The organism is Streptomyces sp. NBC_01390 (assembly GCF_045040105.1).
Classification (GTDB): Bacteria; Actinomycetota; Actinomycetes; order Streptomycetales; family Streptomycetaceae; genus Streptomyces.
This window is the reverse complement of the sequence record NZ_CP109551.1, coordinates 575,082-598,366: the sequence shown is the minus strand read 5'-3', so window position 1 is coordinate 598,366 and position 23,285 is coordinate 575,082. Positions and strand designations below refer to the sequence as shown.

Annotated in this window: 23 protein-coding genes and 1 riboswitch; of the genes, 19 read left to right on the top strand and 4 right to left on the bottom strand. The window is 70.2% G+C overall.

Annotation, left to right across the window (positions count from 1 at the left end):
* Nucleotides 1-311 precede the first annotated feature (311 nt).
* Genes paaA through OG241_RS02500 form a run of 6 tightly spaced genes read left to right on the top strand, consistent with a single transcriptional unit; the run spans nucleotide 312 to nucleotide 4,628 of the window.
* A complete protein-coding gene (paaA, locus tag OG241_RS02525) occupies nucleotides 312-1,310 on the top strand; it encodes a 1,2-phenylacetyl-CoA epoxidase subunit PaaA (protein ID WP_405813374.1) in 999 nt (332 codons plus the stop codon).
* Nucleotides 1,307-1,624, top strand: coding sequence for a 1,2-phenylacetyl-CoA epoxidase subunit PaaB (paaB, locus tag OG241_RS02520; protein WP_405813373.1), 318 nt, complete (start codon nucleotides 1,307-1,309; stop codon nucleotides 1,622-1,624). The genes paaA and paaB overlap by 4 nt, the downstream gene beginning before the upstream one ends.
* 21 nt (nucleotides 1,625-1,645) lie before the next feature.
* A complete protein-coding gene (paaC, locus tag OG241_RS02515) occupies nucleotides 1,646-2,548 on the top strand; it encodes a 1,2-phenylacetyl-CoA epoxidase subunit PaaC (RefSeq protein WP_405813371.1) in 903 nt (300 codons plus the stop codon).
* The gene (paaD, locus tag OG241_RS02510; RefSeq protein WP_405813370.1) at nucleotides 2,542-3,066 is read left to right on the top strand and encodes a 1,2-phenylacetyl-CoA epoxidase subunit PaaD; all 525 of its coding nucleotides are present in this window, start codon (nucleotides 2,542-2,544) and stop codon (nucleotides 3,064-3,066) included. The genes paaC and paaD overlap by 7 nt, the downstream gene beginning before the upstream one ends.
* Nucleotides 3,066-4,166, top strand: coding sequence for a 1,2-phenylacetyl-CoA epoxidase subunit PaaE (gene paaE, locus OG241_RS02505; protein WP_405813368.1), 1,101 nt, complete (start codon nucleotides 3,066-3,068; stop codon nucleotides 4,164-4,166). The genes paaD and paaE overlap by 1 nt, the downstream gene beginning before the upstream one ends.
* A gap of 42 nt (nucleotides 4,167-4,208) precedes the next feature.
* Nucleotides 4,209-4,628, top strand: a complete 420-nt coding sequence (locus tag OG241_RS02500) for a ferredoxin (protein WP_405813367.1) — start codon at nucleotides 4,209-4,211, stop codon at nucleotides 4,626-4,628.
* A gap of 322 nt (nucleotides 4,629-4,950) precedes the next feature.
* Here the strand turns inward: OG241_RS02500 and OG241_RS02495 are convergent, their stop codons facing one another.
* The gene (locus tag OG241_RS02495) at nucleotides 4,951-5,535 is read right to left on the bottom strand and encodes a histidine phosphatase family protein (protein ID WP_405813366.1); all 585 of its coding nucleotides are present in this window, start codon (nucleotides 5,533-5,535) and stop codon (nucleotides 4,951-4,953) included.
* Nucleotides 5,536-5,639: 104 nt separating this feature from the next.
* Nucleotides 5,640-5,796, top strand: a riboswitch (cobalamin riboswitch).
* Nucleotides 5,797-5,835: 39 nt separating this feature from the next.
* Here OG241_RS02495 and OG241_RS02490 point away from each other — a divergent pair.
* The 3 genes from OG241_RS02490 (at nucleotide 5,836) to OG241_RS02480 (ending at nucleotide 8,204) form a co-directional block, all read left to right on the top strand.
* A complete protein-coding gene (locus OG241_RS02490) occupies nucleotides 5,836-6,057 on the top strand; it encodes a CbtB-domain containing protein (protein ID WP_405813365.1) in 222 nt (73 codons plus the stop codon).
* A 26-nt stretch (nucleotides 6,058-6,083) separates the two neighbouring features.
* Nucleotides 6,084-6,860: a CbtA family protein gene (locus tag OG241_RS02485; protein WP_405813363.1), complete on the top strand. Its 777-nt coding sequence runs from the start codon at nucleotides 6,084-6,086 to the stop codon at nucleotides 6,858-6,860.
* A 153-nt stretch (nucleotides 6,861-7,013) separates the two neighbouring features.
* The gene (locus tag OG241_RS02480) at nucleotides 7,014-8,204 is read left to right on the top strand and encodes an acyl-CoA dehydrogenase family protein (protein ID WP_405813362.1); all 1,191 of its coding nucleotides are present in this window, start codon (nucleotides 7,014-7,016) and stop codon (nucleotides 8,202-8,204) included.
* A 491-nt stretch (nucleotides 8,205-8,695) separates the two neighbouring features.
* Here OG241_RS02480 and OG241_RS02475 read toward each other — a convergent pair whose 3' ends face one another.
* Complete coding sequence (locus OG241_RS02475) at nucleotides 8,696-9,994, bottom strand: cytochrome P450 (protein WP_405813361.1); 1,299 nt, start codon at nucleotides 9,992-9,994, stop codon at nucleotides 8,696-8,698.
* Between the two features lie 21 nt (nucleotides 9,995-10,015).
* Nucleotides 10,016-11,371: a glutamine synthetase family protein gene (locus OG241_RS02470; protein WP_405813359.1), complete on the bottom strand. Its 1,356-nt coding sequence runs from the start codon at nucleotides 11,369-11,371 to the stop codon at nucleotides 10,016-10,018.
* A 367-nt stretch (nucleotides 11,372-11,738) separates the two neighbouring features.
* On the opposite strand from OG241_RS02470, the gene OG241_RS02465 reads away from it, so the two are divergent.
* From OG241_RS02465 to OG241_RS02420, 10 genes are all read left to right on the top strand, one after another.
* Nucleotides 11,739-11,927 carry a ferredoxin gene (locus OG241_RS02465; RefSeq protein ID WP_405813358.1) on the top strand — a complete coding sequence of 63 codons (189 nt, stop codon included), beginning with the start codon at nucleotides 11,739-11,741 and terminating at the stop codon, nucleotides 11,925-11,927.
* A 5-nt stretch (nucleotides 11,928-11,932) separates the two neighbouring features.
* A complete protein-coding gene (locus OG241_RS02460) occupies nucleotides 11,933-13,147 on the top strand; it encodes an NAD(P)/FAD-dependent oxidoreductase (RefSeq protein ID WP_405813357.1) in 1,215 nt (404 codons plus the stop codon).
* Nucleotides 13,148-13,159: 12 nt separating this feature from the next.
* The gene (locus OG241_RS02455) at nucleotides 13,160-13,966 is read left to right on the top strand and encodes an acetoacetate decarboxylase family protein (RefSeq protein WP_405813355.1); all 807 of its coding nucleotides are present in this window, start codon (nucleotides 13,160-13,162) and stop codon (nucleotides 13,964-13,966) included.
* Nucleotides 13,967-14,001: 35 nt separating this feature from the next.
* Nucleotides 14,002-15,465: an aldehyde dehydrogenase gene (locus OG241_RS02450; protein WP_405813353.1), complete on the top strand. Its 1,464-nt coding sequence runs from the start codon at nucleotides 14,002-14,004 to the stop codon at nucleotides 15,463-15,465.
* The gene (locus tag OG241_RS02445; RefSeq protein ID WP_405813351.1) at nucleotides 15,458-16,393 is read left to right on the top strand and encodes a 3,4-dihydroxyphenylacetate 2,3-dioxygenase; all 936 of its coding nucleotides are present in this window, start codon (nucleotides 15,458-15,460) and stop codon (nucleotides 16,391-16,393) included. The genes OG241_RS02450 and OG241_RS02445 overlap by 8 nt, the downstream gene beginning before the upstream one ends.
* 12 nt (nucleotides 16,394-16,405) lie before the next feature.
* Entirely contained in the window at nucleotides 16,406-17,251 is an 846-nt protein-coding gene (locus tag OG241_RS02440; protein WP_405813349.1) for a fumarylacetoacetate hydrolase family protein, read from the top strand.
* Between the two features lie 129 nt (nucleotides 17,252-17,380).
* The gene (locus OG241_RS02435) at nucleotides 17,381-18,016 is read left to right on the top strand and encodes a TetR/AcrR family transcriptional regulator (RefSeq protein ID WP_405813347.1); all 636 of its coding nucleotides are present in this window, start codon (nucleotides 17,381-17,383) and stop codon (nucleotides 18,014-18,016) included.
* 212 nt (nucleotides 18,017-18,228) lie between these two features.
* Nucleotides 18,229-19,686 (top strand): APC family permease, encoded by a 1,458-nt coding sequence (locus OG241_RS02430; RefSeq protein WP_405813346.1) that lies wholly within the window; start codon nucleotides 18,229-18,231, stop codon nucleotides 19,684-19,686.
* Between the two features lie 517 nt (nucleotides 19,687-20,203).
* Nucleotides 20,204-21,694, top strand: a complete 1,491-nt coding sequence (locus OG241_RS02425; protein WP_405813344.1) for an aldehyde dehydrogenase — start codon at nucleotides 20,204-20,206, stop codon at nucleotides 21,692-21,694.
* Nucleotides 21,691-22,410, top strand: a complete 720-nt coding sequence (locus OG241_RS02420) for a gamma-glutamyl-gamma-aminobutyrate hydrolase family protein (RefSeq protein ID WP_405813342.1) — start codon at nucleotides 21,691-21,693, stop codon at nucleotides 22,408-22,410. The genes OG241_RS02425 and OG241_RS02420 overlap by 4 nt, the downstream gene beginning before the upstream one ends.
* 283 nt (nucleotides 22,411-22,693) lie before the next feature.
* Here the strand turns inward: OG241_RS02420 and OG241_RS02415 are convergent, their stop codons facing one another.
* Complete coding sequence (locus tag OG241_RS02415; RefSeq protein WP_405813341.1) at nucleotides 22,694-23,272, bottom strand: MarR family winged helix-turn-helix transcriptional regulator; 579 nt, start codon at nucleotides 23,270-23,272, stop codon at nucleotides 22,694-22,696.
* Nucleotides 23,273-23,285: the final 13 nt, after the last annotated feature.

Here is a 23,285-nt window from a genome sequence, read left to right as displayed (position 1 = left end):
GTTCAGGTGTCCGCGCGGCGCTTCGGCTGCTCGGTCGCGGTGACGTCCCCATCGTTTCCCGGGGTCAGACAAAACGCCCGGCGGGGAGCGGTCACCTGGTGGTCAGCAGGTGACATTTCCGTGCTTGGTCTTGGAGGGCTCGCCCTCGGGTACATAGCCGCCTTGCGGGGCCGGGTCGGCTTCGCCACCGGCGTGGGGTGCGACATCAGCGGCGGGCGCGCCACCCACGGACGGTCTTGACAACCTTGTGCGGGCGGGGAAAAGTCGTCACACTGGTACCGAACGAATGGTCGGTTGGGGAGCGGGTATCGATGACGACGACACACTCCGCCGCCTCGGACACGGGCGGCGCGGAGCAGACCGGCGAAGGGCTGCTCGGCGAGCACTTCGAGGCGACGATCGCGCGCGACCGCCGGATCGAGCCGCGCGACTGGATGCCTGAGGGCTACCGGAAGACGCTGATCCGGCAGATCGCCCAGCACGCGCACTCGGAGATCATCGGCATGCAGCCGGAGGGCGAGTGGATCACGCGTGCGCCCTCGCTGCGCCGCAAGGCGATCCTCCTCGCGAAGGTCCAGGACGAGGCGGGACACGGGCTGTATCTGTACTCTGCCGCCGAGACACTCGGCGCCGACCGCGCGGACCTCACCGAGCGGCTCATCGAGGGCCGCCAGAAGTACTCGTCGATCTTCAACTACCCGACGCCGAGCTTCGCCGACGTCGGCGTGATCGGCTGGTTCGTGGACGGCGCGGCGATCTGCAACCAGGTGCCCCTGTGCCGGAGTTCGTACGGGCCGTACGCGCGCGCGATGGTGCGGATCTGCAAGGAGGAGTCCTTCCACCAACGGCAGGGATACGAGCTGCTGATGACGATGATGCGCGGTACGGAGGAACAGCGCACCATGGTCCAGGACGCCGTCGACCGCTGGTGGTGGCCCTCCCTGATGATGTTCGGGCCGCCCGACGACGCGTCGCCCAACTCCGCGCAGTCCATGGCCTGGAAGATCAAGCGGCACACCAACGACGAACTACGCCAACGCTTCGTCGACATGACCGTCCCGCAGGCCGACAAGATCGGCGTGACCCTGCCCGACCCGGAACTGCGCTGGAACGAGGAGCGCGGGCGCCACGACTTCGGCACCCCGGACTGGGCGGAGCTGACGCGCGTCATCAAGGGCGGCGGCCCCTGCAACACCGAACGGGTGGCGCGCCGCCGGACCGCACACGAAGAGGGCGCCTGGGTGCGCGAGGCGGCCACCGCGCACGCCGCCAAGCAGCGCGCGCGGGCCGCGAAGGAGGCAGCGGCATGAGCGACGACCTGACCGGGAACGAGGGCTCGTCCTCGAACGAGTGGCCGCTGTACGAGGTGTTCGTACGCGGCAAGCGCGGCCTGAACCACGTGCACGTGGGCTCGTTGCACGCGGCCGACGACCGGATGGCACTCACCCACGCACGCGACCTGTACACGCGGCGCAACGAAGGCGTGAGCATCTGGGTGGTGCGCTCCGAGCACATCGCCGCCTCCTCGCGCGACGAGAAGGACCCGTTCTTCGCACCGAGCGCCGACAAGGTCTACCGCCACCCGACCTTCTACGACATCCCCGACGACGTCCCCCACATCTAGCCGGGAGGAGGAGCAGCAGACATGAGCGACAACGACAACAACAGTGACAACGGCATCCACAGCGACAGCGACAACCACCTCGCCCACAGCCAGGACGACGAGCACGTCTACCTCTCCCTCGCCGAGGGGCACGACGACGGCAGCGACGCCCGCTGGGCCTTCGGCACCGGGTTCGAGGACCCCCTGTACGGCGTCGACACCACCGTGCCCGAAGGCGTCGACGCCGGCGAACTGGCCGCGACCTGCGTCGAACTCGCCGACGACGCCCTGGTGTCGGCCCAGCGACTGGCCGAGTGGTGCACCCGCGCCCCCGAGCTGGAGGAGGAGGTCGCGCTCGCCAACATCGGCCTCGACCTGCTCGGCCAGGCCCGTCTGCTGTACGCGCGCGCCGGCCAGGTCGACGGCACCGGGCGCGACGAGGACGCGTACGCCTATCTCAGGGACGCCGACGACTTCCGCAACGTGCGGCTGGCCGAACTGCCGAACGGGGACTTCGCGTTCTCGATCGTGCGGCTGCTGGTGCTGTCCAGCTGGCGGCTCGCGCACTTCGAACGGCTCGCCGCCCACCGCGATCCGGTGCTCGCCGCGATCGCCGCGAAGGGGGTCAAGGAGCTGACGTACCACCGTCAGTACGCGGCCGAGTGGGCCGTCAGGCTCGGCGACGGCACCGACGAGTCCCACCGGCGGACGCGCACCGCCCTGGACGAAGTCGCGCCCCGTCTCGGCGAGTTGTTCACGGCGTACGACGTCCGGGGCGAAGTCGTGGAGGTGCTGCGGCAGGTCACGGCGGCCACCGGGCTGCCCATGCCGCACGTCGCACCGACGCAGGGCACCGGCCGCGACGGACAGCACACCGAGCATCTCGCACCGCTGCTCGCCGAGTTGCAGAGCGTGGCCCGCGCCCACCCGGAGGCGACATGGTGACCGGGGCCGGTACCGTGACCGGGATCGAGGACGTCCGGCGCGCCCGCCGCATCGCCGCGCGGGTGCCGGACCCCGAACTGCCCATGCTGACCCTGGCCGACCTCGGCGTCCTGCGAGACGTGGAGCTGACCGGGGACGGGACGGTGGTGGCGAGCCTGACCCCGACCTACTCGGGCTGCCCGGCGATGGCCGAGATGCGCGCCGCCGTCGCCGTCCGGCTGCGGGCGGCGGGGTACGCGCGCGTGGAGATCCGTACGGTTCTCGATCCGCCCTGGACCAGCGACTGGATCACCGAATCCGGCCGCCGCAAGCTCACCGAACACGGCATCGCCCCGCCCGGCGCGGCCCCGCGCGGCCCGGTCGCCCTCTCGCTGCTGCCGACCCGGCACACGGTCCCCTGCCCCCGCTGCGGCTCGGCGGACACCGAGGAGACCTCCCGCTTCGCCGCCACCTCCTGCAAGGCCCTGTGGCGCTGCCACACCTGCCGCGAGCCGTTCGAGTACGTCAAGGAGATCTGATGGCCGCGCCCACCGCCCCGACCACGGTTCCGGTACGCCGTCGCCCGGTCTTCCACACCCTGAAGGTCGCCGACGTGCGGCGACTGTGCGCGGACGCCGTCGCCGTCGCCTTCGAGGTGCCGCCGGACCTGGCCGCCGAGTACGCCTTCGCACCGGGACAGTCCCTCACCCTGCGCCGGGAGTTCGAGGGGCGTGAGGAGCGCCGGTCGTACTCGATCTGCGCCCCGGCCGGCGAACGACCCCGTATCGGCGTACGGGTGGTGCCCGGCGGCCTGTTCTCGTCCTGGCTGGTCGACGGCGTACGCCCCGGTGACGTGCTCGACGTGATGACGCCGACCGGCGCCTTCACCCCCGACCTCACCGCGTCCGGCAGCCACGTCCTGATCGCCGCCGGCTCCGGCATCACCCCGATGATGTCGATCGCCGAGTCGGTCCTGGCCGCCGACGACCGCTCACAGGTCACCCTCCTGTACGGCAACCGGCGTACGGACACCGTGATGTTCGCCGACGAACTGGCGGACCTGAAGGACCTGTACCGTACGCGCTTCCAGCTGGGGCACGTACTGTCGCGCGAGCCGCGCGAGGCCGAGCTGCTGTCGGGACGGCTGGACGCCGAACGCCTCGCCGCGCTCCTCGCGGGCCTCGTCGACGTCCCGGGCACCGACCACTGGTGGCTGTGCGGACCGCACGGCATGGTCCGCGACGCCCAGCAACTGCTGGCGAAGCTGGGCGTGCCCCCGGCCCGGGTCCACCAGGAACTCTTCTACGCCGACGACCAGCCGGTCCGCCAGGTCCAGCACCCGGACATGGTCACTGAGGGCCCGGTGAGCCGGGTCACGGTCACCCTCGACGGCCGCTCCACCACCACCGCGCTGTCCCGGGAGGCGACCGTCCTGGACGGCGCCGCGCGCACCCGCCCGGACCTGCCGTTCGCCTGCAAGGGCGGCGTCTGCGGCACCTGCCGGGCGCTGGTCACTTCGGGAGAGGTGGACATGCGCCGCAACTACGCCCTCGAACCCGCCGAGGTCGACGCGGGCTACGTCCTGACCTGCCAGTCGTTCCCGGTGTCGGAGACACTGACGGTCGACTACGACAGCTGAACCAAGGGGTTTGACGGCCCTCGCAACGGCAACTCGACCGGCGTGACCCCTACAACTACAACAACCACTACAACTACGCAGCAGGAACTCTTCCGGTTCCTGGAGGACCGCTTCGTCTGTGCGCAGGCGTGCACCGAGTGCGCGCGCTCATGTGCGCTGCGCGCCAGTGTCGCGGACCCGGACGGGTCTCCCGAGGATGCCCTCGCGCGCCGCAAGGGCATCCTGTGCGCGGAGGTGTGCGACGCGACGTGCCGCCTGCTCTCCGAACAGGCGGACCAGGACGAGGCCGCCCTCCGGGTCCAACTGGAGTGGTGCGGCACGGTCTGCCTCGAAACCGCCCAGGTCTTCGACGACCACTCCGGCGGCCAGGACACGGCGAAGGCATGCCGCGAGTGCGCACAGGCATGCAAGGACTTCGCCTGGACGCTGGACACCCCGCGCCGCGGGACCGACAGCGCGTGAGCCGCACCGCGCCATGAACCGCCGGTCCACGTCCGGACACCCTCGCCTGTGGGCCGACGGCGCGTGAGCCGCACCGTGCCGTGACCGACCGGTTCCCATCCGGGCGCCTCGCCCGGAGGCCGACGGCGCGTGAGCCGCACCGCGCCGTGAACGCGCCGGTTCACCTCCGAATACCCTCGCCCGCGAGATGACGGCAGGTGAGCCACGCTGCCCCGCGAACCCGCCGGTTCACGTCCCGGACGCCCCCGCCCGTGGGACGACAGCATGTGAGCCGCGCGCGCCGATCCGCGTCGTGAACCCCGGGTTCACGACCGAACGCCCCCTACGTGTCGTGCGGCGCACCAAGCGGCCGGCCAAGGCGCACATTCCAGTGCCCCGCCCGGCCGCTCAACTCCGTTGCCGTCAACGGCGGAACGTCGATCCGCCAGAACGCCGACTCCGGCGCACCGAGCGCTCGTACCGTCGCCGCCCGTACGACCTCAGGCTCGACAACCGCCACCGTCCGGCCCGTGACCCGCGCCGCCGTCCCGTCCAGCCAGTGGGCGATCCGGTCGCAGAGCCCGCGGACCGACTCCCCGCCGTGCGGGGCCGACTGAGGGTCGGTCAGCCACTGGGCCAGCGCTTCCGGCTCCTTCTCCGTCACCTCGGTCAGGGTCGCGCCGCGCCAGCGGCCCGCGTCCAGACCGGCCGGCCCCGGTACCGAACCGGCGTCGAGGACCAGTGCCCGGGCCGTCTCGCGGCAGCGCGCGGTGGGGGAGACCCAGACCGTGGACACTGCCGGCAGGCTCCCTGCCGCCGCCAGGGCGAGCCGCAGCCCCGACTCGTCCAGGGAACAGTCGTCGTCGAAACGGGCCTCCCGCAGGGCCGCGCTGATCGCCGGTGAGATCAACATCACTCGGCTCGTCATCCGGTCTCTCCCGCGCTCATTCCGCCCCAATATTCGTTGTCATGCACGGAACTTGAGGCACCGTACGGCGCACCGCCGCGCCGTACGCCGTCCCACGCGCCCTTGGCCGAACCCCCGCTTCGCGGTACCTTCACGACGATATTGACGACGGTTCGACGGAAGCCGGTGGGAATCCGGCACGGTCGCGCCACTGTAAGCCCCGTACGCACCCGCCTGGTGCGGCCCGGGGGCAAGTCAGACCCGTGACTGTCGTCCTCCGCACCACCGATACGGGACGCGAGTTCCCCCAGGAGGTCTGTCATGGCACAGTCCGCGATTCAGCCGACCGCCGCACCCACCGCCGTACCCGAGAAACTGCCGATCGGCGCGATCACCCCCTGGGCGGTCTTCTTCGGCGTGCTGATGCTGGTGCTGCTCTACTTCGTCGGCGCCGAACAGGGCGCCACCTCCCTGGTCTCCGGCGAGGGTGTGCACGAATGGGTGCACGACGCCCGCCACCTGCTCGGCTTCCCCTGCCACTGACGAGGACAGGGAACGCACACGAGCTCATGAACTCCACAACGGTCAGAAACCTCCTGGTCCGCGGCATGCTCGCGGGCCTGGTCGCGGGTGTGCTCGTCTGGGTCGTCGCGTACGTCTTCGCCGAGCCGCTCGTCGACGACGCGATCGCGTTCGAGAAGATGCACGAGGCCCACGGGCACGCCGAACAGGCCCTGGTCTCCCGTGCGTTGCAGTCCACCGTGGGCCTGGGCACCGGTGTCCTCGTGTACGGCGTCGCGTTCGGCGGTATCGCCGCCCTCGCGTACTGCTTCGCGCTCGGCCGGATCGGCCGCTTCGGGCCGCGCGCGACCGCGCTGCTCCTCTCGGGGGCCGGCCTGCTCGCGGTGTACGTCGTGCCGTTCCTCAAGTACCCGGCCAACCCGCCCGCCGTCGGCGACCCCGACACCCTCAACCAGCGCACCGCGCTGTTCTTCCTGATGGTCGCGCTCAGCGTGCTGCTGGCCGTCGGCGCGGTCATCCTGGGCAAGCGCCTCGCGCCGCGCCTGGGCAACTGGAACGCGACGCTCGCGGCGAGCGCCTTCCTCGTCCTCGTGGTGGGACTCGCGTACGCGTTCCTGCCGTCGTTCACCAACGAGGTCCCGGAGGGCTTCTCCGCGAGCCTTCTGTGGCGGTACCGGGTGGCCACGCTCGGCATCCAGGTGACGATGTGGACCGCGTTCGGCCTGGTCTTCGGACTGATGGCGGAACGGCTGCTCGTTCCGAGGAAGGCAGCGGCCGTCGGCGCGAGCGGCACCGAACCGCAGGCAACTCCTGTGGCGCACTGAGCGGTTCGCCGCACTGGTCTGAGGGGGTCCCGGACATCCGGGACCCCCTCAGGCGCGCGTGGACCCGTACACGCACCGCCATTCCCAATTTCTGGAACACGTTCTACCGTGTGCGCCGACAGGTCCGGCCTTGGGGAGCCAGCAGGAGGCGCCGTGCATCTCGAATACACGCCCGAGCAGCAGCAGCTGCGCACCGAACTGCGCACCTATTTCGCCGAGTTGGTGCCGGACCGCGCCTACTCACGCTTCAGTGACCACGTCGCCCAGAAGCGCTTCTACCGCGAGACCATCCGTCGGCTCGGCGCCGACCGCTGGCTCGGCGTCGGCTGGCCGCAGGAGTACGGGGGGCGCGGCCTGAGCCCGATGGAACAGTTCATCTTCTTCGACGAGGCCGCCCAGGCGGGCGTACCGCTGCCGCTCATGGCGCTCAACACCGTCGGCCCGACGATCATGCGGTACGGCAGCGACGAGCAGAAGGCGTACTTCCTCCCGAAGATCCTCGCCGGCGAGATCGACTTCGCGATCGGCTACAGCGAGCCGGAGGCGGGCACCGACCTGGCCGCACTCAAGACGCGGGCGGTACGGGACGGCGACGAAGCCACCGGCCACTACACGGTCAACGGCCACAAGATCTGGACGACGAACGGCGACACGGCGGACTGGGTGTGGCTCGCCGTGCGCACGGACCCGGACGCCCCGCCGCACAAGGGCATCACCATGCTCCTCGTGCCGACCACCGACCCCGGCTACTCCTGCACCCTCATCCGCACCCTCGCCTCGCACGACACCACCGCCAGCTACTACGAGAACGTCCGCGTACCCGTCGCCCACCGGGTCGGCGAGGAGAACCAGGGCTGGCGGCTGATCACCAACCAGCTCAACCACGAGCGCGTCACCCTCGCCGCTCACGGCACGATGGCCATCCGCTCCCTGCACGAGGTCCAGCGCTGGGCGATGGAGACCAAGCTCGCCGACGGCCGCCGTGTCGTCGACCTGCCGTGGGTGCGCCGCCGCCTGGCGCAGATCCACACCAAGCTCGACGCGATGAAGCTCCTCAACTGGCAGATGGTGAACGCCGTCCAGGAAGGCACCCTCACCCCCCAGGACGCCTCGGCGGTCAAGGTCTACGGCTCCGAGGCCCGACGCGAGGCCTACGCCTGGCTCCTGGAGATCGTCGCCGCCCCGGGCGCGCTGAAGGAGGGCTCGGCCGGCGAGATACTCCACGGCGAACTGGAACGCGGCTACCGATCGGCGGTGATCTTCACCTTCGGAGGCGGCAACAACGAGATCCAGCGGGAGATCATCTCGTGGATCGGGCTGGGGATGCCGAGGGTGCGGCGCTGAGGTCTTTGTGACGAGGACTTTTAGTTGGCACAAAAGAGGGATAGTTGGCACCAAGATCACGCGCGTTCTCACAGGTGGCGACGCATCACTTTGATGCAGTGGCCTTGGCCGCGTTCGATCGGTCCCGGGGATACGGGATCCCGAGGTTCATGCCGCTGTCGCTGGTGATCGGTGGCTGCTGCCAGGCGAGGCTCATCTGTGCACCGGCTTCCGCGCGCCGTGGCCACGAGGCTTGGGTAGGGGCCCGCGACGGTCGTGGCCTCGATCTGGAGCCACGCCTGGTGGAAGGCCATCCGTGCCAGCAGGCTGCTGACCTCGTCGGTTAGCTGTTGCCCTACGGCGGACGAGGACTCCGGTCGGCGCCGTATGCGGTACGGCATTTGGTGTGACCATGCCCTTCCGAACGGCCGCGCTCAGAGTGTTGCCGCCGCAAACACACAGAGCTGTGGGCACCCGGCGGTCCGGGTGGCCACAGCTCTGTGTACAGGCGGTCAGGCGAGGGTGACCTCGACCGGCAGTTTCTTGATGCCGTTGACGAAGTTGGAGCGGACCCGGGGGACGTCGCCGGCGAGGCGGATGCCGGCGAGGCGCGGGATCAGTTCCTCGAACATGATGCGGATCTCGGTGCGGGCGAGCAGGTTGCCCAGGCACAGGTGGGGGCCGCCCTTGCCGAAGGTGAGGTGGTCGTTGTTCTGGCGGGTGACGTCGAAGTCGTACGGGTTGCCGAAGACCTCTTCGTCGCGGTTGCCGGAGGCGTACCACATGACGACCTTGTCGCCCTCCTTCACCCGCTTGCCGCCGAGTTCGACATCGCGTGTCGCGGTACGGCGGAAGTGGTAGACGGGCGTGGCCCAGCGCAGGAACTCCTCGACGGCGACCGGGATGAGAGAGGGGTCTTCCTGGAGCCTGGTCAGCTGCTCGGGGTGCTGGATGAGAGCCAGCATGGAGTGCGAGATGGTGTGCCGGGTGGTCTCGTTGCCGGCCACGACCAGCAGCAGGAAGTAGTTGTCGAAGTCCTGCGCGGAGAGCGGGACGCCGTCGCGCGGGGTTTGGTTGATGAGTCTGGAGATCAGGTCGGTGCCGGTGCCGCCCCGCCGCTGGCGAGCCAGCTCCCGTCCGTACTCGAAGACCTCCAGCGAGGCCGGGCTACGGAAGGGCAGATCCTTGTACTGCTCGCTCTCCTTGCTGTGGAGGAGGACATCGGCGTAGTCGGGGTCCGTGTTGCCCATGATCCGGTTGCCCCAGTCGATGAGCTGCTGGTTGTCCTCCGGGGGGACGTCGAGGAGCCGGGCGAGGACGTTGATGGGGAAGTCGGCGGCGACGTCGGCGACGAAGTCGAACGTGCCCTTGGCGAGGGCCGTGTCCAACGTCCTGGCGGTCAGGCCGCGCAGGAAGTCGGCGTACTCGTTGATGACGCCCTGGCCGAACTGACGCTGCAGCAGGCTGCGCATCGCTCGGTGGCGTACGCCATCCAGTTCCAGGATGGAGGCGCGCTTCTTGATCTGGTCGTCGTCGAGTTCTTCGAGGTTGGCGAACTTGGTGGAGGTGAAGGTCTGCGGGTCGCGTCCCACGCGGGCGATGTCCTCGTGCCGGGTGACGGCCCAGAAGCCGTGGTTGGGCTCGGGCTCCGGCTGCCAGTGGACCGGGTCCTGGTGGCGCAGGGTGTGGAACATGCGCCAGGGGGTGACGCCGTCGAGGAACTTGTCGTTGTCGGCGAGGTCGACCTCGTCCAGCGGCATCGGGTCGTCGGGCGCGTGGTGGGTGTTGGTGGTGTTCAGGGTGCTCGTCATGGTGTGCTCCTGGCGGGGTGCTCAGAGGTGGTAGGAGTACTCGGCGAACTCCCAGTCGGTGACGTGTCGTTGGAAGCGTTCGGCCTCGTCGCGCTTGTAGGCGAGGAAGGACGCGGTGAAGTCCTTGCCCAGCAGTTCGATGAGCGCTTCGTCGGCTTCGAGGGCGTCGAGCGCGGCGGTCAGGTTCATTGGCAGGACCTGGGACTTCTCCAGGTCGTAGCCGTAGCCCTCCAGCGGCGCGGGCGGCTCCTTGCCCTCCTGGACGCCGAGCAGGGCGGCGGCGGTGAGCGCGGCGATCGCGAGATACGGGTTGGCGCCGGCGTCTCCGAGCCGTAGCTCCAGGCGGGCGCCGGAGCCGCGCTCGGGCGGGATACGGACCATGGCGCTTCGGTTGTCCAGGCCCCAGTTGATCAGCCAGGGCGCGAGGGTGTCGGGCCCGAAGCGCTTGTACGAGTTGACGGTCGGGTTGAGCAGCGCGGCGAGCGCCGGGGCGTGGGTGAGAAGGCCGGCGATGGCGTGCCGGGCGTTGCCGGAGAGACCGAAGGCGCCGGCCGGGTCATCGAAGACGTTGCGGCCGTCGGCGTCGACGCAGGAGAAGTGCAGGTGGAAGCCGGAGCCGCCCGAATCGTTGAAGGGCTTGGCCATGAAGGTGGCCAACTTGCCTTCCTTGCGAGCCAGTTCCTTGACAGCGGCCTTGAAGCGGAACGCCCGGTCGGCGGCGTCCAGGGCGTCGGAGTGGGTCAGGTTGATCTCGTACTGGCCGCCGTCGAACTCGTGGTTGCCGGTGATGACGCCGATACCGAGGTCGCGCAGCTGTCGCAGGGTACGCAGCAGGTGGTTGTCGGGGTCGGCGCGCAGGCCGGCAGTGTAGACGGACCCGGTGACGGCGGGGCTGCGCCGCCAGCGGTTCGGCGCGGTGGCGTCCTCTTCGAGGAGGAAGTACTCCAGCTCCGGGCCGACGACCGGGCTCAGACCTGCGTCCGTACATCGGGCCAGCACCGAGCGCAGCAGATCACGCGGCGACTCCGCGGCCGGGTCGCCGGTCGCCGGGTCGGTCGTGTCACCGAGACACCACGCAACGCCGGGCTCCCAGGGCACGCGCGCGAGGGTGCTCAGGTCCGGTCGCACGGAGATGTCGGGCAGGCCGGCCTCGATGCCGCCCTGGATCGCGACGACGTCGCCGCGCGGGGTGGTGTGGTAGACGGCGCGGCAGAAGGCCAGGCCGTGCTCGCAGGCCGACGGCAGGTGGTCGAGCAGCACGTCGCGGGCGCGGTCGGTGCCGATGAGGTCGGGGTAGGTCACCCGGACGACGTCGATGCCCTCGGCGGCGAGCTGGTCCTGGTGCCGGCGGACGGATGGGGTGTCGTGAGCGCTCACCGATGTCTCCTCGGCGGATTCGGGGCACCTCTCGGGCCTCGGGCCCGGGGGAGGGTGGCGGAGCGAAGACTGGACCGGAGCGCCGGGCGATGGCGCGGGCGTGAAGCCCCGGGTCAATCATTTGAAGCCAAACGGTATGGAGATGGCCACCTTCCCGCAAGGGGGTGCACCAAAGAATTTATCCATCCGGATAGGTATTGACCAGAGCGCGGCGGCTTCCTATGTTGTTTGAAGCCAAACGAGTCAGGGGTTCGGTTCTCCCGTACCCCTTTGGCCAAGGGCCCGGCCACTGGCCGGGCCCTTCCATCCCGCCCCTGCCCCGCTCTCCCGCCCGCTCCGGCGCACCCACCTTCCAGGAGGACCGGCCATGAAGGTCGTCGTCGACATGAACAAGTGCAAGGACCACGGACAGTGCGTCTTCGCGGCCCCCGACGTCTTCCAGCTGGAGGACAACGGACGGCTGGCCTACGTCAGCGACCCGGACGACACCCTGCGCGACGAGGTCGAGGAAGCCGCCGACGTCTGTCCGCTGCAGGCCATCCGGATCGAGGACTGAGCGGCATGACGACGCAGCGCATCCTCGTCGCCGGGGCCTCAATGGGCGGCCTGCGCGCGGCCGAACAACTCCGCGGCGCCGGGTGGACCGGCGCGATCACCGTGATCGGTGACGAGCCCCACATGCCGTACAACCGGCCGCCTCTCTCCAAGGAAGCGCTGGCCGGAAAGGCGTCGTTCGAGTCCCTGGCCTTCACTCCCAAGGCGAGCGCGGCCGACGTGGAGTGGCGGCTCGGTACGAGCGTCACGAGCGCCCGTCTCGCCGAGCGGGTCGTCGTGCTCGGCAGCGGCGAGGAGCTGCCCTTCGACGGACTGGTCGTCGCCACGGGGATGCGTCCCCGGCGCCTGCGCTGCGCGGGCCCCGCGGTCGGCCGTCACACCGTACGGACTTTCGGTGACGCTCAGGCCCTGCGGGCGGAGCTGGTCCGGCCGGGCGTCCGGGTCGTCGTCATCGGTGCCGGGTTCATCGGCTGCGAGGTGGCCGCCACCGCCGTCGGTCTCGGCGTCACGGACGTCACCGTGGTCGACCCGTTGCCGCTGCCCATGGTCGGACCGCTCGGCGAGCTGCCGGCCCGCGCGCTGCTGGGGCGGCACGAGGAACGCGGCGTGCGCTTCGCTCTCGGTGCGGGCGTCGCCGGTTTCGAGGGCGAGGAGCATGTCACCGGTGTCGTACTGAGCGACGGGACGGTGCTTCCGGCCGATGTGGTCGTGGAGTCGGTCGGCTCCGTCGCCAACACCGAGTGGCTCGACGGCAACGGTCTCGACCTGACCGACGGCGTGCTCACGGACGAGCAGCTGCGGGTCGGCGGACTGCCGTACGTCGTCGCGGTCGGCGACGTCGCCCGCTTCCCCAACGCCCGCTACGACGGCATACCGCGCCGGGTCGAGCACTGGTCGATCCCCAGCGACACGGCGAAGCATGCGGCCAAGGCGCTGGTGGCTCATCTCGCGGGTGCGGAAGCCGGCTTGGCGCCGTTCGCGCCGCTGCCCACCTTCTGGAGCGACCAGCACGACTTCCGGCTGCAGTCCTTCGGTTCCCCCGTGCTCGGCCTCGCCGACATCCGCGTCCTGGACGGCGATCCGGGCGGCGACATGCTCGTCGGCTACCACACCGAGGGCGGGCAGCTCGTCGGCGTCGTCGCCCTCGGCGGCCACGCCGCCGCCACCGGCGCCGCCCGCTACCGCGCCCGACTGCTCAAGCAGCCCGCCCTCACCGCGTAAGGAACCAATGTCATGGCCAGCGTCCGTGGTTACTTCCACCCCAAGACGGCGACCGGATCGTCGTCCCTGATCCCCTCACCCCCCTGGCACTACTCCGGCGACCTGCTCACGATCGAGTACCGCACCGATCCCGCACGCGTACGGGAGTTGCTGCCCGCACCGCTGGAACTCGCCGAGGAGGACCCGGGCGCGGTCGCGCTGATCTGGGCCGACTGGCAGTCCTGCTCCGCTACGAAGGAGGAGCTGCTGGACCCGGTGCGCGCCCAGTACAAGGAGGCCTTCGCCGTCGTCCGCTGCTCGTACAAGGGGGAGACGTACTCGCGCTGCGTGTACATCTGGGTCGACAAGGACTTCGCGATCGCCCGCGGGCTGCACCAGGGCTACCCGAAGAAGCTCGGTTCGATCCACCAGACGCGCCCGCACCCCTACGGTCCGGCCCCGCGCATAGAGGCCGGAGCCCGCTTCGGCGCGACCCTCGCCGCCGCCGACCGACGCCTGGCCCAGACGGTGGTGACCCTGCGCGAGCCGTCCGAGACCAACGGCTTCGTCAACGGCCACCCGATGGCCCACCACCGCTGGCTTCCCTCCATCGAGAACGGCAAGGGCCTCGCGCTCGACGAGTTGATCGAGACCGGCGCCGCGTCCTTCGAGGCCGGACAGCCGTGGGTCGGCGACGCGGAACTGGAGCTGTTCGAGGCGCCGACCGAGGAGCTGGCCCGGCTGGAGATCCGGGAGCCGATCGCCGCGTACTACCGGCAGGTGGGCGTCGTCTGGGACGGCGGCCGACTGCTGGAATCCGGCACCTCCGAGGCCGAGTAACCCCCCTTACGCATCAGAAGACCTGGAGACCGGACATGACCGAGCACATCACCACGGTGGCCGGGGTCGCCGTCGACACCCGGCACTGGATCGGCGGCGAACGCGTGGCGTCCGTCGAGACGTTCACCGACGTGTCGCCGATCGACGGAAGCACCCTCGGGGAGATCTCCCGGGGCACGGCGACGGAGGCCGCGGCCTCCGTCGCCGCCGCTCGCGCCGCCTTTCCCGCCTGGGCCGCCACATCGCGCGCCGAGCGCGCCCGCATCCTGCACGCCATCGCCGACGGAGTCGAGAAGCGCATCGAGGACCTCGCCAATGTCGAGACGCTCGACAACGGCGCCCTCCTGCGTTCCCACCGCCGCGGTGTGATGCCGCGCGTGGCGCACAACTTCCGCTTCTTCGCCGACTGGCTGCTGAAGCTGGAGCACGAGGACTTCGACACCCGCGGCCACACCAACCACGTGAGCTGGGACCCGGCGGGCCCGTGCGTGCTGATCACGCCGTGGAACGCCCCGCTGATGCTGGCCACCTGGAAGGTCGCCCCCGCGCTGGCCGCCGGGAACACCGTGATCCTCAAGCCCGCCGAGTGGTCCCCGCTCACAGCTTCGCTGCTCGCCGACATCGCGGCAGAGGCAGGGCTGCCGGCCGGTGTCCTCAACGTCGTGCAGGGATACGGCACCGAGGTCGGCAACCCCCTTGTCTCGCACCCGGACGTCCGCCGGATCAGCTTCACCGGCTCGGTGCCCACCGCCCAGCACATCGCCCGGGCGGCTGCCGCCAACCTCACCCCTCTCAGCCTCGAACTCGGCGGCAAGTCACCGCTGTTGGTCTTCGCCGACGCGGATCTCGACCTCGCTGTGGACCTGGCGGTGGAGCAGTACGACAACGCCGGACAGGTATGCCTGGCCGCGACCCGCATCCTTGTCGAGGAGACGGTCTCGGACGAGTTCACCCGCCGGTTCGTGGAAAAGGCGAGCCGGCTCAGGCAGGGTGACCCGCGTGACGAGGGCACCGACCTCGGCCCCACCATCCACCCGCGCCAGCTGGAGAAGATCGACGGCTTCGTGCGCCGCGCGCTCGACGACGGGGCTCACGCGGTCATCGGCGGCAAGCGCAAGGACGCTCTGTACTACGAGCCGACCCTCCTCACCGACGTCGCCCAGGACTCGGAGATCGTCCAGGAGGAGATCTTCGGTCCGGTCCTGACGCTCCAGACCTTCGGCGACGAGGAAGAGGCCGTGCGCCTCGCCAACGACACCCGCTTCGGTCTGGCCGCCACCCTCGTCACCGGCGACCACGAGCGCGCCGAGCGGGTCACCGCGCGGCTCGTCGCGGGCACGGTCTGGGTCAACTGCTTCTTCGTACGCGACCTTCAGGCGCCCTTCGGCGGCTCCCGCCACTCGGGCGTCGGCCGCGAGGGCGGCACATGGAGCTTCGACTTCTACTGCGACGTCAAGAACACCGTCACCGCGCCGAACGGATGGCAAGACCATGGGTGAAATCGTCGGGGCGGGTCTGCTCGCCCACGTCCCCACCATCGTGCTGCCGGAGGGGGACCGGCTCGAGCTGAACCAGGGCAAGGAGATCACCCTCGTCACCGGCTTGCGCCAGCTCCGCGAGGACGTCTTCGACAGTGACGACTACGACACCGTCGTGGTGCTGGACTCGCACTGGGCCACCACCGTCGAGTTCGTCGTCACCGCCCAGCAGCGCAGAGCCGGACTGTTCACCTCCGAGGAACTGCCGCGCGGCATGTGCCGGATGCCGTACGACTTCCCGGGTGATCCCGAACTGGCCCACAACATCGCCCGGTTCGCCGACAAGCACGGCACCTGGGTCACCGCGATCGACGACGAGTACCTGCCGATCTACTACGCCACCGTCAACCTGTGGAAGTTCCTCGGCGAAGGGCTGCCCGACAAGCGATGGGTGACCATCGGCGTCTGCCAGACCGGTGACATGGAGGACCACCTGCGGCTCGGCCGCGCCCTGGCGGACGGTATCGCCGCCACCCCTGGCCGCCGCGTGCTGCTGATCGCCTCCGGAGCGCTGTCGCACACCTTCTGGCCGCTGCGCGAGCTTCGCGACCACGAGTCGAGCGACCCCGGCCACATCTTCACGCCCGAGGCCCGCGAGGCCGACTACGAACGCATCGCCTGGTTCAAGGAGGGCCGCCACGACAAGGTCCTCGACACCATGGACGAGTTCTGGAAGTACAAGCCCGAGGCCCGCTTCTACCACTACCTGATGATGGCCGGCGCCCTCGGCGAGCAGGCATGCGTCGCCAAAGCCCGTCAGTACGGCGAGTACGAGAACTCCATCGGCACCGGCCAGGTCCACCTCTGGTTCGACCGGCCGGCCGAGGGTTGGACCGGCACCGGCGCGCCCGCGTCCGCCTCCCCGCGCACCCCGCACAGCAGCTCCTAGAAAGGCCCCGCCATGCCCGAATACCGCCGTGTCCTCCTCGACGGAGCCGCCGTCGAGACCGTCCGTGACGGTGACGAACTCGTCGCCGGGGACGGCCGCCGGGTCAAGATCGAGGACGCCCAGCACCTGCCGCCGGTCGTGCCGTCCAAGGTCGTCGCCGTTCACCTCAACCACCGCAGCCGGGTGGACGAGTTCCAGATCCAGCTGACCCCGACGCCGACGTACTTCCACAAGCCGACCTCGGCCCTCAACTCCCACAAGGGCGCCATCGTCCGCCCAGAGGGCTGCAAGTGGCTCAACTACGAGGGCGAGGTGGCGATCGTCATCGGCCGGACCGCGCGCAACATCTCACCTGCCGAGGCGGGTGAGTACATCGCCGGCTACACCGTCGCCAACGACTACGGCCTGCACGACTTCCGCGACACCGACGCCGGATCGATGCTGCGGGTGAAGGGCTCCGACACCCTGTGTCCGCTCGGACCGGGCCTGGTCACCGACTGGGACTTCCACGGCAAGTACCTGCGCACGTACGTCAACGGCGAGGTCGTACAGGACGGTTCGACGGATGAGATGGAGTGGGACATGCACTACCTCGTCGCCGACATCGCCCGCACCATCACCCTCTACCCCGGGGATGTACTGCTCTCCGGCACCCCGGCCAACTCCCGCCCTGTCCAGCCCGGTGACGTCGTCGAGGTAGAGGTCGAGGGCCTGGGGCGGCTCACCAACCACATTGTCACCGGCCCCACCTCGATCCGTACGGACGTCGGGGCCCAGCCCACCGAATCGGAAGAGGTCCTGTCCACCGCGCTCGGCGGCGACTGGGAGTTCCGCGGTATCCGGGCCCCCAAGCGCTGATGCCCCCCCGCGGACGGAACCGCACCGGGGCTGCCGCGCCGCGCCCGGTGCCGTGCTTCGCCTGCCGGTGCCGGGCGGCCGGGCGCGGACGACGCCGCCGTACGCGTACGGGCCGGTAGGGTCGCACCCATGACCGAAGCCGCCGGGACCCCTGATGGCCGCAGGCCGCGCAAGCGGGTGAACTACGGTGAGGGCCGGGAGGCCCTGCTCAACGCGGCCGTGCGGGTGGTGGCCCGGGGCGGTCTGCGCAAGCTCACCTATCGCGCGGTGGCGGAGGAGGCGGGGGTCACCCACGGTCTGGTCGTCCACCACTTCGGCTCCCGCGACGCGCTGATCGAGGAGGCGCTCGCCCATACCGTACGCACCAGCCTGAGCGTCAGCGCGGTCGAGCCGGGGACCGGCAAGGTGTCGGACTTCTCCGCCGGAGTGTCCGAGATGGTCACGGCCGACCCCGACACCCAGGTCTTCCAGTACGAGCTGCTGCTCGAATCCCGGCGCAGGCCGGAGCTGCTGCCGCTGATTCGCGGGCTGTACGACGAGTACTTCGACGCCACCGAGCGCGAGCTGTCCCGGATACTCCCCGAGGGCGCGAACCGTGCGATGACGCGGCTGGTGTTCGCCGCCCTGGATGGTCTCGTCCTGCACCAGCTCGTGCTGGGTGGCGGACCCGAGGTCACCGACGCGGCCATCGAGGAGCTCCGCTCCCTGCTGCGGTTGCTGGATGCCGACGCAGACGGCGAGAGTGCGGGCGACAGCGGCGCCTGACTCGCCGACCTGCCTGTTGTGAGGCCCCGGACGCTTGGCGCCCGGGGCCTCGTTCGGCGCGGATGTCACCTCGGTTACGGCCTCGCATCAAGCGATGCGGTGGCCTAAAAATCACCACACACCCCCTTGTCATCTGGATAGTTCCAGCCCACTATGAGGCAACTCGTTTGGCTCGAAACGAAACCTCTCCCCCTTCCAGGCAGGTGATCCGCGTGGACAGTCAGACGGTCGAACCAACACAGACCGTGCAGAGCCCCTCCGCTGCAGGCCGGCTCAAACCCAACTCCCTCGGTGTTCTGGGAATCCTCTTCTTCGTCCTCTCCGCGCAGGCGCCGCTGACCGGCATAGCCGGAGCCGTGCCCATCGCCGTCGCCATCGGCAACGGCGCGGGTGCGCCCGCCGCGTATGCCGCGGTCGGCGCCGTCATCCTGCTGTTCTCCGTCGGCTTCGTCGCCATGGGGCGCCATGTCGTGGACGCCGGCGCCTTCTACACCTACATCGGCAAGGGGCTCGGCCGCCCCATCGGCTCCGGGAGCGCAGGAGTCGCGCTGTTCGCCTACTGTGCGGTCCAGGCCGCCATGTACGGCCTGTACGGCTTCATCGTCAGCGGCCTGGTCGCGCAGTACACGGGGCTGAGCGCGCCGTGGTGGGTCTGGGTCCTGGTCACCATGGTGATCGTCCAGATCCTCGGTGCCGCCGGGATCGAGATGGGCGCCAAGATCCTCGCCGTCTTCGTGCTGGCCGAGTTCAGCATCCTGTTCGTCTTCGCCCTGGTGACCTTCTTCAAGGGCGGCGGTCCCGAGGGGCTGGGCTTCGCCCACAGCTTCTCGCCCCGTGCGGCCCTGCAGGGGGCACCGGGTGTGGCGCTGATGTTCGCCGTGGCGTCGATGTTCGGCTTCGAGGCCACCGCGATCTATGGCGAGGAGGCGCGGGAGCCCCGCAGGACCGTCCCCCGGGCCACGTACCTGTCCGTCGTGGTCGTCACCGTCTTCTTCGCGTTCACCTCGTGGATGCTGGTCTCCGCCCATGGTGCCTCGAACGCCACCGCGGACGCCGGGAAGGCGCTGGAGAGCGGCGACGCCACGTCCTGGGTCTTCGCACCGATCACCGCGCAGTTCGGCGGCTGGGTGGGCGACGCGCTGCCCATCCTGCTGGCCACCTCCCTCTTCGCCGGCATCCTCGCCTTCCACAACTCCGCGAACCGCTACCTGTTCTCGCTCGGCCGCGAAGGCCTGCTGCCGCACGGGCTGACCGCGATCAACCGACGCCACTCGCCCTGGGCGGCGGGCGGTGTGCAGACCGTGATCTCGCTCGCGCTGGTCATCCCCTTCGCACTGCTGGGCAAGGACCCGGTGCTGAGCCTCTTCTCCTGGTTCAGCGGGGTCGCGGTGCTGGCGGTCATGCTCCTGTACTTCCTGACCTCCGTCTCGGTGGTCGTGTTCTTCCGCCGGGAACGGCTGGACACGCGCCCCTGGAACGCCCTGATCGCCCCCGTCCTGGGTGCGCTCGGCATCGCCGGTGCCATCTGGCTGATCCTGGCCAACTTCACCACCCTCATCGGCGGGGACCAGGGCACGGCGACGTGGCTGGAGCTCACCGTCCCGGCGGTCCTGCTCCTGGGCGTCATCGCCGCGCGACTGACTCGTGGCAGGGCGATGTCCGACGTCTGAGCCCGCCCCGCGGTGTGGCCGGCCCGGTCCTTGCCCTCCCCTCGGACCCGGACCGGCCGCACTGACCTCTCCAGGTCGGGGGAGGGCTTGCCCTGAGTCCGGGGTGCGTGAAGAAGCCGTCAGCCGGCCGCTACGCCAGGTGGCCGACGTGCCGGCCGTACGCACCGCTCCGCGCCGCCGAGGTCGAGGCAGTCCCGCGTCATAGCCCCGGTGATCTCCGGATCCGCATCCCCAGAAAGCGCCCCACCTGGAACGCCGGCCGATCTCTGGGCGCGATGACGCATTGACCGATCCACCGAGCGCGGTGGTCGGCCCCCGGCCGCCGAAGCAGACACCAAGCACCGGTACGCCGAGGTGGTGATCCATGCGCAGGGGCGCGAGTTCGCCCATGCGTGTCAATAACCCGCTGACCGTACGACCGAACGACAAGCCGGTCGAGACCCTGGTCTCCCCTGCGGGGACCGCCCATGGCTTATCGTTTGGATTCAAACGTAACGCCATGACCTGGAGGCTACGCATGCTGGACATCACCCACGACGACTGGCTGCGCCGGGCAAAGGCACTGGACCTCTCCGGTGCGCACCACATCGACGGCGCGGACGAACCCGGCGGCGGGCAGTCCTACCCGGCCGTCTCGCCCCGCGACGGGCAGGTGCTGGCACACGTGGCCGATGCCGGGACTGCCGAGGTGGACGCTGCCGTGGCTGCCGCGCGCCGGGCCTTCGACTCGGGGCCGTGGCCACGCCTCGCACCTGCCGACCGGGGCCGGGTCCTGTTGCGGATCGCTGATCTGCTGGAGGAGCGGCGTCACCTGCTGGCACTGACGGTCAGCCTGGAGATGGGCAAGCCGATCACGGACGCGTACGACATCGAGCTGCGCGCCGCGATCAACACCTTCCGGTGGTACGGGCAGCTGGCCGACAAGCTCACCGACGAGTCGCCGCACACCGCGCCCGACGCGCTCGCCCTGGTCACCCGCGAACCGGCGGGTGTCGTCGGCGCGGTCGTCCCCTGGAACTTCCCGCTGACACTGGCGAGCTGGAAGGTCGCTCCGGCGCTCGCGGCCGGCTGCACCGTGGTGCTCAAGCCGTCGGAGAACTCGCCGCTGTCCGCGTTGCTGCTCGGTCGGCTGGCGACCGAGGCCGGGCTGCCGCCGGGCGTACTCAACGTCGTCACCGGCGACGGGCCCACCGCAGGACGGGCGATCGGCCTCCACCCGGACGTCGACGTGCTGGCCTTCACCGGATCCACCGCCGTCGGGCGCCACTTCCTGCGGTACGCGGCCGACTCCAACCTCAAGCGCGTCTGGCTGGAGCTGGGCGGCAAGTCACCCAACATCATCCTCCCGGACGCACCCGACCTGGAGAAGGCCGCCGAAACCGCCGCCTGGGGCATCTTCTTCAACCAGGGCGAGATGTGCACGGCCCCTTCGCGGCTGCTCGTCCACTCCTCTGTTGCCGAGCGCGTGACGGACACCATCGTGGCGCGGGCCCGGGAACTACGGATCGGTGACCCGCTCGACCCGGCTACCGAGATGGGGGCGCTGGTCGGTGAGCGCCACCTGCAGCGCGTACTGGAGCACATCGGAACCGGCCTCGACGAGGGCGCTCGGCTGCGGGCCGGGGGCAGCCGCACACTCCCCGACACCGGCGGCAGTTACCTGCAGCCCACCGTCTTCGACCACGTGGATCCGGGCATGCGGCTGGCCCGTGAGGAGATCTTCGGCCCCGTCCTGTCTGTGCTCACCTTCGACGACCTCGACGAGGCCGTCGCGCTCGCCAACGACACCGAGTACGGCCTGGCCGCCGGGCTGTGGACCTCTGACCTGTCCACCGCCCACCAGGTCTCGCGCGCGTTGAGGGCCGGCACGGTCTGGGTCAACTGCTACGAGGAGGGCGACCTCACCGTGCCCTTCGGCGGCGTGAAGCAGTCCGGCAACGGACGCGACAAGTCCGCCCACGCCATCGAGAAGTACACCGAACTCAAGACCACCTGGATCCAGCTGTGACGACGCCCGCGCGACCGCTGATCGCGATCCCCGCCCGCTTCGCCGCCTCCACCTCCGCCCTGCGTCACGCCGCCGAGGTCAACGCCCGCGCGCTGGTCGAGGCGGTCTGGCGGGCCGGCGGCGAACCGGCCACCATCCACCCCGCCGAGCCCACCGCCGCCGGCGTGGCCGCCCGCCTCGCTCGCTTCGACGGCGTCCTCCTCCCCGGCGGCGGCGATCTCGCCCCGTACCGCTACGGCGCGACCGACACCCACAACAGCGTGTACGACGTCGACGACCTCCAGGACGCCTTCGACCTGGAAGTCGCCCGCAAGTCCATTGACCTGGGCCTGCCCCTGCTCGCGATCTGCCGCGGCCTCCAGGTCGTCAACACAGCCCTCGGCGGCACCCTCCACCAGGACATGGGCGGTCCGGACCGCGAGCACCGGCATGTCGTGCAACCGGTGGCGATCCGGCGCGGTTCGCTGCTGGAACGGGCCACCGGCGCCGAGAAGGTGGAGGCATCCTGCTACCACCACCAGCGGGTCGACCGTACGGGCGCCGGCCTCACGATCACCGCCCGGGCCGCCGACGACACGGTCGAAGGGCTCGAACTGCCCGGAGTTCCCGGCTGGTTCGCCGCGGTCCAGTGGCACCCCGAGGACACCGCCCACGAAGACCCCGCCCAGCAGGGACTGTTCGACGCCCTTGTAGGCGCCGCACGCGACCGCCATTGACAGCACGAGAACTCACCGCCGTCTTCCTCGTCGGACGCCGCACAAGTCCTGCCCCCGCGGCTACCTCGCTCCCGGCACAGCTCTGCGGCGATCACCGCCGCCCGAGGGCTGGGACCGCAGGACATCGCCATCGCCCGATGCGGTCAGCTGCCGCGGTCCACCGGCGGGGAGTGGGATCGCTGCCACCGCGTCACCGGTAACGCGGGGGCTCCGAGCGCCGCCGGCCGTCATCGCGGCGGAGGCGTTGTCCCTCTGAGTCCTGCCCCGCTGCGCGGGCTCCCCTTCACGCCTTCGGCTTCGGACGACGACCACTGCGACGCAGGGCGGGCTCGGCACCGTTCAGCAGGGCGCGCCGACGCTCCTCGCCGTGCTCCTCGACCTGGAGCACAACTCGCCGCAGTCCGTCCGCGACGCTGCGGCACTCGTCGTCGTTCAGCTGCTCGGCCACGAATGCCTCCTCCTCGTTGAACTGCGGAAACACCCGCCGCATCAGTTCCTCACCCTCGTCCGTGAGGCTGAGCAGAACCAGCCTCCCGTCGGTGGGATGACCGCCCCGCCGCATTAGCCCCCGAGCCTCCAGCGTGCGCGCGACCCCAGTCAGTGTGCCCTTGGAGATCCCCGCTTCCTCAGCCACGTGCCGGGTCTCCGACTCGCCCCAGATCCAGACCACCCAGAGCACGACGAACGCCGTCCAGGTGAGATCGGATCCGCGGAGTACGGAGTTCTCCAGATGCTGCCGTACCGCCGAGGCCGCCCGGTGGATATTGGCCACCACGGCCATCTGCTCATGGCGGATCGGGATGCCGCCGAGCTTCGCAGCGGCCAGCTTCTCGGCTTCGGTGATGGATCGATGGCCGGGCACGGGCACACCCCTT